The following is a 13,699-nucleotide window of genomic DNA, read 5'->3' on the forward strand; positions in this document are numbered from 1 at the left end:
ATTCTCTTCTTTAGCCTGCCGTCGCAATACACCCCACATCGCCCCACTCGAAAGTTACTGCCATGACGACATCCGATATGACCACTATTCGCGTTGAGCACGACCTGATCGGCGACCGCGACGTGCCGGCCTCGGCCTATTACGGCGTGCATACGGTGCGCGCGGTTGAGAATTTTCCAATTACCGGTCAGACGCTGAAGGAATCGGCGGATCTGATCGCCTCCCTGGCGGCGATCAAGCAGGCGGCGGCCGAGGTCAATGTTAGCCTCGGCCTTCTGGATCAGCAGCGGGCCGACGCCATCGTCGCGGCTTGCATCGAAATCCGCGACGGCGCGCTGCACGACCAGTTCGTCGTCGATCTGATCCAGGGCGGGGCGGGAACCTCGACCAACATGAACGCCAATGAGGTGATCGCGAACAGGGCGCTGGAAATACTGGGGCACCGCCGCGGCGAGTACCAGCACCTGCATCCGAACGAGCACGTCAATCTCTCGCAATCCACCAACGACGTCTATCCGACGGCACTGAAGCTCGCCGCATGGATCGGCGTTCACCGCCTCGTCGACGCCATGGCGATCCTGCGTCGCGCATTCGCGGCCAAGGCGGTCGAGTTTGCCGACGTGCTGAAGATGGGCCGCACCCAGTTGCAGGATGCCGTGCCGATGACGCTCGGCCAGGAATTCGGAACCTACGCGCTGATGCTGGCGGAGGACGAGGCGCGCCTCTTGGAAGCGGTCTCCTTGATCCGTGAGATCAATCTCGGCGCGACCGCGATCGGCACCGGCATCACCGCCCATCCTCATTATGCCGCGCTGGTGCGCGAGCGTCTTTCGGCCATTGTTGGCATCGATCTGGTGACGTCACCTGACCTGGTGGAGGCGACGCAGGATTGCGGCTCCTTCGTGCAGCTTTCGGGGGTTCTCAAGCGCGTGGCGGTCAAGCTTTCCAAGACCTGCAACGATCTGCGGCTGCTATCCTCCGGCCCGCGCGCCGGCTTGAATGAGATCAATCTGCCGGCGCGCCAGGCCGGCTCCTCAATCATGCCTGGAAAGGTAAACCCTGTTATCCCCGAGGTCGTCAACCAGGTCGCCTTCGAAGTGATCGGCAATGACGTGACGATCACCATGGCCGCCGAGGCAGGCCAACTGCAGCTGAACGCCTTCGAGCCGGTGATCTTCTACAGCCTCTATCGCAGTCTCAGCCACCTGACCAATGCCTGCCTGACGCTAGAGGCGAATTGCATTCGAGGGATTACCGCCAACCGCGACCGGCTGCGGCAGACGGTCGAGCAATCGATCGGCATCGTAACAGCGCTCAACCCCTATATCGGCTACCGCAACGCCACAGAGGTTGCGCTGGAAGCGCATCATTCGGGACGGGGGGTCTATGAAATCCTTCTCGAGCGCGGCCTGATGCAGAAGGAGCATCTCGATGCGGTGCTGCGCCCGGAAACGCTGACCCGGCCGAGCGAGAAGCTGTCCTTCTCGTAAGGCATCCGGCGCATCTTGCTTTCGGGCGACACTCATATGTTCGCGATCACGCCGCTTTCGCTTGCGGCTTGGCAGCCTTGACATGGGTTACGCTGCGGCGGCCGTCGATGCTGACGGGAATATCGCCGTCAACCGTGGCGCGGCGCACGACGCGGTGCTGGTCACCATAGTCGTTGACGGCATAGTGTTGGGTGGCGCGGTTGTCCCAGATCGCGACATCCCCGGCCCGCCAGCGCCAGCGCACGGTATTTTCCGGCGCCGTGACGTAAGACTGGAACACCTCGTAGAGTTTCGCGGAATCGCTCTTCGACAGGCCGACCAGGCGCTGAACGAAGTTGCCGAGCAGCAGCGATCTTTCGCCGGTTTCCGGATGGACACGCACGACCGGATGCTCGGTCTCGTAGATGGTCGAAGTGAAAACCTCCTCAAAATGCTTCTTCTCTTCGGCTGTGGCGCGAGGACGCACGGCCGCATAGTCATAGGCATTGCTGTGAATGGCCCACAGATTGTCCGCCAGCAATTTGAGCGGCGCCGGCAGGCTTTCATAGGCGGCGTGGGTGTTGGACCAGATCGTGTCGCCGCCAGCCGCCGGGATGACGACGCCGCGAAGCACGGAGAATTTGGGATAGGCGTCGACGAACGTGACGTCGGTGTGCCACTGGTCCGCCCGGCCGCCGCCGCGGCTGGAATCGAGATTGAGGATGGAAGCCGTGCCGGAGACCGGTCCCTGGGTCGGATGCGGTACGAGATCGCCAAGGCGGCGCGCGAAAGCTTCCTGTTCGGAATCGTCAAGATGTCCCTGATCGCGGAAGAAGATGACCTTGTGTTTCAGGAGAAGCTGGTTGATGGCTGCCACCGTTGCATCCGAAAGCTCTCCGCCAAGACGGATGCCTTTGATTTCGGCTCCGACACGGCCGGTCAGGGAGACGACATCGGAATCGGGAATGATCTGATTGACGAGAACCGGATTGCTCATGGAAATCTCCTGTTGATAGGTGAAGAAGTCGGCAGGTCATATGCGCCCAAGGACCATCCATTGGGCGTCCGCAGTCTCAACGCTGAAGTCGACAGGGCCATGGAACAATATAATCTATAAAATCTGTAGACAATAATTTCTAATTTTGGCCGGGTTCGTGAAACAGTCGCTTCGATTCTCTGGCCTAGCGGGCAGGCTGGCGGTCGCGGTCATTTCTACATATCTTCCGCCGTAGCGGGAGATCGCCGCGCAACATGCATGAGGCCATAGACCGGCGCCCGGAAAGGAACTTTCGATGGCAACTGTGAAACTTCTATCGGATCAAGAGGCTGCGGCCATTCCAGCCGTGCAAGCTGTGTTCGATGATATCAGGGCGACACGCAAGACCGATTTCATCAACAATTTCTGGCGTGCTCTCGCAAACGATCCCGCAAATCTCAAACGGGTATGGGAGACGCTCAAATCTGTCATGACGGTCGAAGGCGCCATCGATCCGTTGACGCGGGAGATGATCTACATCGCCGTGTCGACGGCCAATGCCTGCCAATACTGCATTCAATCCCACACTGCAGCCGCCCGGGCGCGCGGCATGACCGATGCCCAGCATGGCGAACTGCTGACGATCATCGGCCTTGCTGCGCAGACAAATCATCTGGCTCTCGCTATGCAGGTTCCGCCCGATCCGGAATTCGAGGTGCGATAGGAAACGACGCTCGGATCAAGCACATGCAACCAGTCCCGTCCGCAATCTGCCCGCATCATCAAATGCGGGTGTGTCGCATTCCAACTTTGTTTAGCTTTGCGGCTACCTCTTAGAGCGCCTTCAGCATGATGCGATTACTCCCCGCTGAAAGCGCTCACATGTGCCTTTGACAGAATAACAAGCTTGTCCGGTTTGACGTTGCGATAGTTGCGTCGCGTGCCGCAGACGGCTCCTCCGTCAGCAAAAATCTCTAAAATGCCCTTGTCGTGGATGATTCTCAGATCCGTCGCATCGGCAATCACCGCGGCGTAACGGATGGATCCGTCGTCTTGCGGGAGCTGCACGGAGATACTTTGACCTTCCACCACGATGGAAAATGACATTTGTCCAGCTTCGGTCGCGGTGATCCTTGTTCCGTCGAGCATCCCGTTCAGCCGGATATCGATTGATGTCTCGTCCAGAACATATCTGCCGGGCTCTGCGGAAGACAGAGGCGCGTGAGTGAGGGCCTCCTCCACTTCGTCAGCGGGTCTCATACATATCCTGTTGCGCGCATCCAGCGATAGCTGGCGGGGTAAGGACAACTCGCCGGAATACGGCGATCCGGCAGGCTTGCGGAACTCCCAATTGAAGAGCCACGCAAAGGCAATCTGCCTGCCACCTGTCGCGAAGCTCTGCATCGCATAAAAGTCGCTGCCGAAATCGAGGAGTTGCAGGGCATCGGAGTCCGGAATGAAGCGGTCATCGACGAAATCTCCGACGAGCCCATAGAGCAGGTTGTGTCGCCCGCTGTCAGGGTCACAGTGTCCGACAAGTCCCATGATCAGCACCCATTTGCCGTCGAGGGGAAAAAAGTCGGGGCATTCAACTGCTCTGGCGCCCTGCTCGCGGAAGAAGGGTGGTGCACGGTACAGCGGTTCCAGGTATTTCCACTCAAGCAGATCCTCCGAACCGTAAAGCAAGACTGCCGGGTCGCCATGAATAGAAGCGCCGAGCACCATGCGATAAGCGCAGGAGGCTTCATCCCACCACACCTTTGGATCGCGGAAATCGTGCTCAACGCCTTCGGGGCGCTGCTCGAGCACGGTCGAGATGCTCTCCGCCTTGATCATCCGACGGTCCGGCCGGGCAATCTTCTGTATTTCTCGGTAGCCTTTGAAAAGGTCATAGGCAGGCAGGCGTTCCGTATAGAAGAACATCAGGCTGCCATCCCTGTCCTGAAATGCATTGCCGGAGAATGCGCCTCCGGTTGCACCGAGACGCCAGAGGTTCTGCTCCGGATGGAGAAAAACCGGCATGTGTGTCCAGGTGAACAGGTCAGGGCTGGTAGCATGGCCCCAGTGCATTGGCCCCCAGTCGCCGCCGCATGGATGGAATTGATAAAACAGGTGCCAGCAATCGCCGATCCTGCAGAGACCCACGGGATCGTTCATCCAGTTGCGACAAGGAGAAAAATGAATTCGAGGCCGCTGAGAATCGCTTCGCAACCATGTGTCAATTTCCTTTCCTGCGCGAATTGGAATTTCATCCGTGCTGAATTCCCATAACTTTATGCCGGCCTCCGCAACAGTTGCCGGATCGTAGGAGTAAGCCCAAAGGAATGCTTCCGGGCGATCCCATTCAACGACGACGCTGCCGGCCTCGCGGTGGTGGTAGGAATAGTATGATGGATGAGCTTCGAAAGCGGGCACATGCCAGAGGGTCTCATCTTGTTGTGAAATGGTGACCGCCCCAGGGCCGACTGCCCAGAATTCCAAACGCTCGCCCGAAGCAAAAGAGACAGTCGCTTTAGCCATTTGGAGACGCAATCTGTGAAACGGCCGGTCCGAAGACTGGCCCAAGTTATTCTCGGGAAGAGGACCTGTGGTCCCACACCGGCGGGAGAGGCCTGGCGGCTGCGGGTTCTATTGCCCAAGAACCGGAGTGCCCCTGAATGCATTTACCGTTCTGTTCATCACAACTTGTTCGTCATTTCCGGAGTCCAGGACTGTATTCCGTACGGATTCCTTCTGCACCAGCACAGTTGTTACGTCTAGTAATGTCGAATTCCCGGTCGAAAGCAACGCGCTCACCTGTGTTGAAAAGCAGGCGCTGTTTGGCGCATCGCTCTTGTCCTTTTGAGATATTTCGGTTGCAGCCACAATGTGGTTGCTGGCTATGTAGTTGCCACTACCGGAAACTACATTGATTATGACAGGCTTTGCTGCGGGAGGCCGAATATATCGAGCATCTATTATTTCCGATATATGGTTCGCGATCAGCGAATTGTTGCTTCCGTCAATCTGCAAAAGTCCGAACAGATCATCCAGGCCATTGTCGTACTTCTGCATCGGCGTCCATGGCTCGCGATCTCGCAGAAAGTGATTTGAGGAGACCAGATTCTCGCAGCAGTTGGCAGCAAAAACCAACATCCCTGGATAAAAGGAATGGAACCTGTTTCCTGTCACCGAGGAACGCACCACGCCGGAGAAATGGATACTGCTCGCTCCTCGAGGAAATACGTTGTTTGAGGATACAAGAATGCCCGCGTAATTCTCAGCGTAGATAGAGTACCCTCTATATCCGGCGCCGACAAAATTATTTGCTATTCTTGAGGCCTGCCCCATACCTTTCAGTTCGATACAGTTGCCGCACTCTGCGATGAAATTGTTATCTATCGCGAGCGCGTCTCCATCATGAACGATAACTCCGTGCTCCAGGTAGACAAGACCCATCCCCGTTATTCGGAAGGAGTCATTGGCGCTGCCCACGTAAATTCCCGTTTTGCCGTTCCTGTATGTATTTTCTGCGTCGTTTTGCCCCGAACCATCGTCGGTGAAATGCAAGCCATCGATGCAAAAGTCAGCAAATTCCACAGAGCTTATACGAGGATTTCCGCTGCGCTTGACATAAAACGCGGCACCAGCAGCCTCACCGTCCGCAGCCTCTGGAGACGTGTCCACAAGTATACGACTTCCACCCGGCCACACTTCGTGCCAGTGGGCCAACTCGCTTGCGGGTGTGTTGAAGCGGATGCTTGACGACGTAAAACCATGCCCAGAGCCAACGATTTTCAGATAGCTCACGTCTATAACGACTTGAGTGAAAAGACGATAATCGCCTGGCGGTATATAGATAACCGATCCAGGTTTGCCGCCGTCATTTGCATCGGCAACGGCTTGCCTGTTTTTAATATCCGCAATGATGTCATTGATGACCGCGCCAATATCCTCGCCAGGATTTCCTGCTGCATATTTCGTGACGTCGTAATAATTTTCGCTAACCATTTGTAATGTCTCCTCGGGCAGCGAAGTTAATCTTGTTTTCTTTTGGCTATGCCATCACCAGATGCTGGTGCGGGTGTCCGGATCAAAGAAGTGAAGTTCTTCGGCATCCACAGCAATGCGCGCGATGTCACCTGCTCGCACTGGGCTCTTTGGGGAAAAACGGGCTACAGCAGCTTTTTCGTCGCCGATGTCGGCGATGGCGTCCGGGTCGCCGGCATCCACCCAAGGTGCATCGATATTCAGATGCACCATGGATTCAGAACCTAGCGCCTCAACAAGAGTGACCCGGGCCGAGATCTCGGCCGAAGAAGGCCGGATTGCAGCGTCGTTCATGTACTCCGGCCGGATACCGAGGAGGATTTGACGGTTAGACGCACCATTGAGCGAGGGACGGCATTCGAAAACCCGGTCAGGAATTTCGAAACTGTTGCTGCCCAGGGTCACAGTCCTTCCATTCAAAACGGCCTCGTACAAGTTCATCGAGGGCGATCCGATAAAGGCCGCAACAAAGACGTTATCAGGGCGACTGTACAGATTTTGCGGTGTGTCGACTTGCTGCAGCACACCGCCTTTCATGACAGCGACACGGTCACCCATCGTCATTGCCTCGACCTGATCGTGAGTGACGTAGATCGTGGTGACGTTGAGTTTTCTCTGGAGCCTGGCAATCTCGGCGCGCATCTGCACACGCAGTTTTGCATCGAGATTGGACAGCGGTTCATCCATCAGGAAGGCGGACGGCTGGCGGACGATCGCCCGACCCATGGCGACGCGCTGCCGCTGGCCACCCGAGAGCAGCGCCGGCTTGCGGTCGAGCAGAGCCGTCAGTTCGAGGACGCGCGCGGCCTCGTCCACGCGTCTGGCAATGTCGGATTTTGGCAACCCTGCCATTAGCAGTGGAAAGGCGATGTTTTCGCGCACGGTCTTGTGCGAGTAAAGCGCGTAAGACTGAAAGACCATGGCGATGTCGCGATCCTTGGGATCGACATCGTTGACGACCCTGTCCCCAATCCTGAGTTCGCCGCTCGAAATGCTCTCAAGGCCGGCGATCATCCGAAGCGCCGTCGATTTCCCACATCCCGAGGGACCGACAAACACCATAAACTCACCATCCCTGATGTTGAAATTCAGGTCGTGCAGCGCATGAAAGCTGTTGCCGTAAATCTTGTTGACGTTGCGTAATTCTATACCGGCCATATCTCCGCCTCCCTCATCCTTTTACAGCGCCGAAAGTCAGGCCGCCGACGATCTGCTTTTGAAGTGCGAGTGTTACGATGATGACGGGCAGTGAATAGAGCACGGCCGCCGCCGTCATCGCTCCCCAGGCCAGGCCATAGACTGAGTTGTATTCAGCAATGACGATCGGTGCCGTTTTGGTCGCCTCCGACGTCAGCAGTAGTGCGTAGAGGAACTCGTTCCAGCTCGTGATGAAGGTAAAGAGCGCGGTGACCGCGATTCCGCCCGTCATGATCGGAAGAATGACTTTCAGAAAGGCCTGGAAACGGGTGCAGCCGTCCATGCGCGCCGCCTCTTCGAGATCCTTCGGAACGCCTTCGAAGAAGGCTGCCATAAGTAGAATCGCAAGGGGTACCGCGGCTGATGTATGGGCGAGCACCAGACCGGGAACGGTATCCAGCAGACCGAGCGACTTCAGAAGCTGGAACAATGGCACGCCGAGCGACACCGAGGGCACCATGCGCGTGACCAGCGCGAACAGCAGGAACAGGGTAGTGATCCGGCGCCGGTAGTGGGTCGCGACATAAGCGGCGGGAACCGCCACAGCGAGGGAAAGGATGGTTGTCAGCACCGCCACCGTCAGCGAGCTTGCGAAGGCCCGCGGCAGGGTCGATGATTGCAGGACATCGCGAAAATTCTCGAAAGAGATGACGACGGGAAAGAAGCGCGGCGGAATCTGCTGGACATCCGCTGCCGGCTTGATCGACGTCATGAGCAGATAGACGTAAGGCAGCGCATAGGACAGGACGAGGACGAGGGCGGCGGCATTGATCACGATGCCGTTGAGATGGAGGCGGCGGGCACTAAGCATGGACCGGCCTCCATATCTTCCAATAGGCAGCGGCGGCCAGAAGCATCATGACGATCAGAAACAGCGTGCCGGAGGCCGAGGCCTCGCCGAGATCGCCGAAGCGCACCATGCGCTGATAGATGTTCATCGAAAACACTTCAGAAGCGTGGTTGGGGCCACCTTGGGTCTGGATCCAGATGAGGTCGAAGGTCTTGGCCGCATCCACCCCACGCACGATGACGACAACGGCGATCACCGGGCGCATCAGCGGCAGCGTGACATGCCAGAAGCGCTTGAACGCATTCGCGCCGTCGATTCGCGCCGCCTCCAGCAGGTCTTTGGGAATGTTTGTCAATCCGGCATAGGAGACGAGGGCGACAAAGGATGTCGTCAGCCAGATATCGGCAAAAGAGACGGAATAGATGACGATATCTTCGTCGGACAACCAGGCAATCGCATCGGGATCGCCGATGACGCCCAATTGGACGAGCCCATAATTCAAGATGCCGATGTTCCCGACCAAGAGAAAGCGCCACAAGAGGCCGGCGACAATGGGCGGCACCATCAATGGCAGCGTAAAGATCGTGCGGTGCCAGCGCGACTGACCGGCGAGCGCCGTGAACAGCAGAGCGGCGCAGAAGCCGAAGGTAAATTCGAAGAACAGCGCAAAGATCGAGTACTGGATTGTTCTGAATGCGCTTTCCGCGACGCGCTTCGAGGTTAGCGCGTCGATATAGTTCTTGAGCCCGACCCACTCTCGTATGTGGGGAGTAATGGTGTCGACCTTAAAAAGAGAATCGAACACCAGAAGCCCTACCGGGTATGCGACCAGCAAGCCAAGGATGGCGAGGGCTGGCGCAAGCATGCACAGCACAAATCGGTCTTCACCCGACATGGCGCTCTCCGAAAGCTGATGATGCGAGAAGGACCACCCGTCCTCCTCGCCGCCGAGGGACTAGTCGAGAATGTCTTCGATCGTTTCCTTGGCGTCCGTCAGGACCTCGCCGACATCCGCTTTGCACGTCAGGGCCTGCTGCACGGCGGGAAGAACCGCTTCGTCGACAATTTCCTGATATTTTTCGTTCATCGGACGGCCCTGCGTCGCAGGAGCACTCAACGTCTCAAGCAGCGGCGTGAAATGCTCATAACCGGGCTTGCCGGCATAGCTGTTATAGGCAGACTTCGTCGCAGCCAATCCAAGCGGCGCTTCGATACCCAGGGCATTGTTGGCGATTGCGAAAGCGATGAACTTCTTGGCCGCGTCCTTATGCTGAGAGGTCGACGGAACGACATTGTACCAAGGACCCGGAATTGCCGCGATCCCTGCATCGCCGGCCAGCATTGGAACGACGCCGACCTTTCCGCTGACCTTGGAATCGGCGGGCGTCATCTTGTAGGCGTGCGCCCAGAATTTCATCATCGCTGTCTTGCCTTGATAGAACAGGTTCTGAGCCTCGCCCCAGCCGATCTCGTTCACGTTTTCGGGCACGGAATGATCGATGCAGTGCGGCGCGATGTAGAATTCGAGCGCCTTCCTATGCGCTTCGTTGTCGATGATCACCTTCCCATCCTTGTCGAGGATCACACCTGGGGAGCCCGCCTGAAGCACATGCGCCATCCATTCTTCGGAGAAGCTGCCGATGGTGTCGGTGCCCCAAAAGTCGGCCTTGCCGTCACCATCTGTATCTCGGGTGAAGAATGTTGCGATGTCGCGCCATTGCTGCCAAGTCTTCGGCGGGGCGAGGGGATAGCCATATTTTGCCTGGAACGCTTTCTGTTCCTCTGGTTTGTCGAAGAGGTCCTTGCGATAAAAAACAATTTCGGCATTGGCCCACGCAGGCATGCCGATCAGTTTGTCACCGATCTTCGCGTCGGCAAGCAAGGCAGGCGGCAGGTCCTCGCGAACTGCTTCGGTGAAAAGCGGCGCGAGGTCTTCGACATGGCTTGCGAATTTCGCGTTCCACACGACGTCGATCGTTACTACATCGAACGCCGATGAACCGGAGGCGATTTCGGCGGAAAACTTGTCGAAGACGCCCTGATAGGGAACGACGGTGAAGTTCACCTTGATGCCGGTCTCGGCGGTGAACTTCTCTGCGGCGGCCTTCTGCAGCATTTCGCCGCCGCCTTCCACGAGGATATTGATGGTTTCGGCCTTGGCGGAGGCCGCAATGCAAACGAGCGCGAGCGCGCTGGCGCCAAGCAGTTTCTTCATGAATCCCTCCCTTGTTCCGCCGGAGGCGCTTGCCTCAGGCTGTTCCAGTGTGGGGACCATAGGCGCGCTATGACGACGTTGTCAATTACGATTGTCGACGTTGTCAGAAAAATATGTCGACGTTGTCATGGGTGTGGTTTACAACGGACCCGCATCAGGAGAATTGGCGGACATGGTGAGCATCGTCAGCGTCGCAAAAGCGGCCGGGGTTTCGAATAAAACAGTCTCTCGGGTCATCAATGGCGAGCCCTACGTGACTGAGGAAACCCGGGAGAGGGTGGAAAAGGCCATTCGGGATCTCGGCTATATCCCAAATATGGCGGCGCGCCTCATACGATCCAGCCGTTCCAACACCTTTGGGATTATCACCGATTATGTTTCCACGACGCCTTATTCGGTCGATATTGTCCGCGGAATTCAGGACTGGGCCAATGCGAATGGGAAAACCATCCTGATAGCCAACACCGGTGGTTCTTCCGAGCGAGAAGTGGAAATCTGGAAAATGTTCCAGTCCCATCGCATTGATGGAGTCTTATATGTAACCATGTACCGCCGCATTGTGGATCCGGAGTCCGGCGATGTCAGCATTCCGACAGTGATGATAAATTGTCGGCCGCAAACAAGGGAGCTCCTGCCGTCTATCGAGCCCGATGATTATCAGGGGGCGCGAGATCTCACCCGTTACCTGCTTGAACGGGGTCATCGCAGAATCGGTTACATCCGGCTCAATCCGATCCTATTGGGAGCCGAACTGCGCCTGGATGCGTTTCGTCGAACGACAAGCGAATTCGGTCTCACAGAGAACGACCTCTCTATCAGCCTTGGGATGGATGGGCCTGTGGGGGCAGAGAACAACTACGTCTTCGCGGCAGCGACCGAAATGCTCAAACAAGACGACCGTCCGACCGCGATCATGAGCGGCAACGACGAAATGGCAATTCAAATCTACATTGCCGCCATGGCACTGGGATTGCGGATTCCACAAGACGTCAGCATCGTCGGCTTTGACGATTTTCGAACAGTCACCATGGCGCTGAAGCCGGAGCTAACCACAGCGGCGTTACCATATTACGATCTCGGCCGAGAGGGTGCGAAGTGGCTGAACGATTTGATAGCGGGCGAGAAGATTTATCCGGGCAGTCGGGTTGTCTCTTGCAAGCTGGTTGAACGTAGCTCTGCCGCCTTTGGCCCTCATTAGGCGTCGAGAATCTACTGCCTGCCTCGCATGATCACGTCTGGTTTGAGCGCTGCCTTCGACAAAACCTCGATCCGCTGCAGATCGCGCTCGCTCATCGCAATCACAATCCCATCTGCAATCTCCGCCGTCAAAGACGGGGAGAGAGTGACATTCTTACTTTGCAGAAACAGGACACTTCAACTTTGCGGCAGGCGAATCTGGCGTAATCTGTCTTATGGAACTTGAAAGCGCAAGGCAAACGCTGCTGCCTAATCGCTTTGAAAATACGCAGCAATATCAATTGCTTTCGGCGCGTTCCCAAATCAATGTGCGAGGGTTAGCCAATCACCGATCGTTGCCCCAGAACGTCGCGCGAGCCGTGTTGCGGGAACGGCCGGTCGCTCAGTTGCTATGGTCTTTCGCACTTCACGCGGGCTGAGCCCGAATTCATGGCTGAAGGCGCGCGTGAAATTGGCCGCAACGTCGAAGCCGGCGGCCTCGGCAATCTCCGAGATCGGCCTGGTGTCGACCGGGTTGGTCAGATCCGCATAGGCCTGCAGCAATCGACGTTTGCGAATGTAATTGAAGACGCCCCCGCTCGTTTCGAACAATTGGTATAGCCGCGTGCGCGAGATGCCCAGCGCACGGCACATGACGTCAGGCGTCAAGCTGTCTGAATGAAGATTGAGGTGAATATAGCGATGCGCCCGCTCCATCAGCCCCATATTGGTCTGTTCCTGGCCGCGATCCGAACTTGTAGACGATGCAGCGCATGCGACGACCATATCGCCGATCGTCTGGATGATCCGCGGCACCTCCTCCACCGTCAGAATGCCGAGATTGGCTTCCAGGCCATTGATATAGCTGGCGAGCAATTCAGCCAGGCTGCCGGAGAGGACGATGTTGTTGGCGTTCTGCAGGAGAGGCGCGTCACGGCTCAACAGTTCATAGGGCAAGAAGACGAGCACGGCGACGGAATCGGTCATCCGCCCGCGGTACGGATAACCAAGAGACCTGAAAAATATCTCACCCGGGGCGGTCTCCGTTACCTGCCGATTGGCCTCGGTCCAGGCCCGGCCGCTGCGCAGTATGCCGACGTTCCAGTGATCGATCGGGCTCGATCGCAGCATGGCCTGATCGCGGATATAGCTGCAGGACTGCGTGCGCTGCTGGACGATGAGAATATCGCCAAGCTGCCAGGCCGTCTGTTCCGCGAGAAAACCGTCATCCTCTGATTTTCCGTCCGGCAGATGGACATCGACTAGGGGCGCCATGTGTGATCGCCAGGACTGGAACTGTTCGTTCGGTGGCAGGTCGTGCGTTGAAAATCGCAAGGGCACCAGTGCCGGCGTAACCTCCACCCGATGTTCTTTCTGCGGGGACGGTTCGCGCGGCCAGCGGCGCCGCTCCAGGTGGGCCGGCCATACCTGTCCGGCAGCGGGCTTATCTCCAGACTCCGTAGCCATCCACTCCTCCAGCGCGTGCATAAGCTACTTATCATATTCCCTGGCGAGCAGAAATGGACGGACCGATAATTTTCAGGATGCGGCGATAACGACAATTGCCTCCCGTTCCTGTATCTAAATAAGCAATGGTTAGTTCCGACGGACATTCGGAAATTCCAGATATTCACTTGCCAGTGCGATGCAGTTCCAAAGCACTTTCAACGTGATGCGACAGTAATTCACAACAAAATATGCAAGCAGAGGAGGATAGGTCGTGAACTATCGGGGGAATATTCGTGCGCGTTTTGCACGAGCATCGGCTTACGACTGGAATTCTTCTCCGCATAACCATCAGGCGCCAGGAAAAATTCCTGTCGTCTGTCGTGCGGGCTTCCTCTGCT

General features: G+C 57.0%; 11 protein-coding genes. 3 read left to right on the plus strand and 8 right to left on the minus strand.

Going from position 1 to position 13,699, the window contains the following annotated elements; translation table 11 throughout:
* The first annotated feature begins 62 nt into the window (after positions 1-62).
* On the plus strand, positions 63-1,490 hold the full coding sequence (aspA, locus tag RHE_RS25855) for an aspartate ammonia-lyase (protein WP_011428205.1): 1,428 nt from the start codon (positions 63-65) through the stop codon (positions 1,488-1,490).
* A 46-nt stretch (positions 1,491-1,536) separates the two neighbouring features.
* Here the strand turns inward: aspA and RHE_RS25860 are convergent, their stop codons facing one another.
* Positions 1,537-2,466, minus strand: coding sequence for a TauD/TfdA dioxygenase family protein (locus RHE_RS25860; protein ID WP_011428206.1), 930 nt, complete (start codon positions 2,464-2,466; stop codon positions 1,537-1,539).
* 295 nt (positions 2,467-2,761) lie between these two features.
* Here RHE_RS25860 and RHE_RS25865 point away from each other — a divergent pair, with 295 nt between their 5' ends.
* The gene (locus RHE_RS25865; RefSeq protein ID WP_011428207.1) at positions 2,762-3,169 is read left to right on the plus strand and encodes a carboxymuconolactone decarboxylase family protein; all 408 of its coding nucleotides are present in this window, start codon (positions 2,762-2,764) and stop codon (positions 3,167-3,169) included.
* Between the two features lie 134 nt (positions 3,170-3,303).
* Here the strand turns inward: RHE_RS25865 and RHE_RS25870 are convergent, their stop codons facing one another.
* The 6 genes from RHE_RS25870 to RHE_RS25895 form a co-directional block, all read right to left on the minus strand.
* Entirely contained in the window at positions 3,304-4,965 is a 1,662-nt protein-coding gene (locus RHE_RS25870; RefSeq protein WP_011428208.1) for a glycoside hydrolase family protein, read from the minus strand.
* Between the two features lie 108 nt (positions 4,966-5,073).
* Complete coding sequence (locus tag RHE_RS25875; protein WP_011428209.1) at positions 5,074-6,435, minus strand: NosD domain-containing protein; 1,362 nt, start codon at positions 6,433-6,435, stop codon at positions 5,074-5,076.
* A 54-nt stretch (positions 6,436-6,489) separates the two neighbouring features.
* Entirely contained in the window at positions 6,490-7,632 is a 1,143-nt protein-coding gene (locus RHE_RS25880) for an ABC transporter ATP-binding protein (protein ID WP_011428210.1), read from the minus strand.
* Positions 7,633-7,645: 13 nt separating this feature from the next.
* The gene (locus RHE_RS25885; RefSeq protein WP_020923192.1) at positions 7,646-8,482 is read right to left on the minus strand and encodes a carbohydrate ABC transporter permease; all 837 of its coding nucleotides are present in this window, start codon (positions 8,480-8,482) and stop codon (positions 7,646-7,648) included.
* Positions 8,475-9,356, minus strand: coding sequence for a carbohydrate ABC transporter permease (locus RHE_RS25890; RefSeq protein WP_011428212.1), 882 nt, complete (start codon positions 9,354-9,356; stop codon positions 8,475-8,477). Before RHE_RS25890 ends, RHE_RS25885 begins: the two co-directional genes overlap by 8 nt.
* A gap of 60 nt (positions 9,357-9,416) precedes the next feature.
* Positions 9,417-10,676, minus strand: a complete 1,260-nt coding sequence (locus RHE_RS25895) for an ABC transporter substrate-binding protein (RefSeq protein WP_011428213.1) — start codon at positions 10,674-10,676, stop codon at positions 9,417-9,419.
* 172 nt (positions 10,677-10,848) lie between these two features.
* Between RHE_RS25895 and RHE_RS25900 the strand changes: the two genes are divergently transcribed.
* The gene (locus RHE_RS25900; protein ID WP_011428214.1) at positions 10,849-11,874 is read left to right on the plus strand and encodes a LacI family DNA-binding transcriptional regulator; all 1,026 of its coding nucleotides are present in this window, start codon (positions 10,849-10,851) and stop codon (positions 11,872-11,874) included.
* A 302-nt stretch (positions 11,875-12,176) separates the two neighbouring features.
* Here the strand turns inward: RHE_RS25900 and RHE_RS25905 are convergent, their stop codons facing one another.
* On the minus strand, positions 12,177-13,319 hold the full coding sequence (locus tag RHE_RS25905) for a helix-turn-helix transcriptional regulator (RefSeq protein ID WP_011428215.1): 1,143 nt from the start codon (positions 13,317-13,319) through the stop codon (positions 12,177-12,179).
* Positions 13,320-13,699: the final 380 nt, after the last annotated feature.

This window comes from Rhizobium etli CFN 42, from assembly GCF_000092045.1.
Classification (GTDB): Bacteria; Pseudomonadota; Alphaproteobacteria; order Rhizobiales; family Rhizobiaceae; genus Rhizobium; species Rhizobium etli.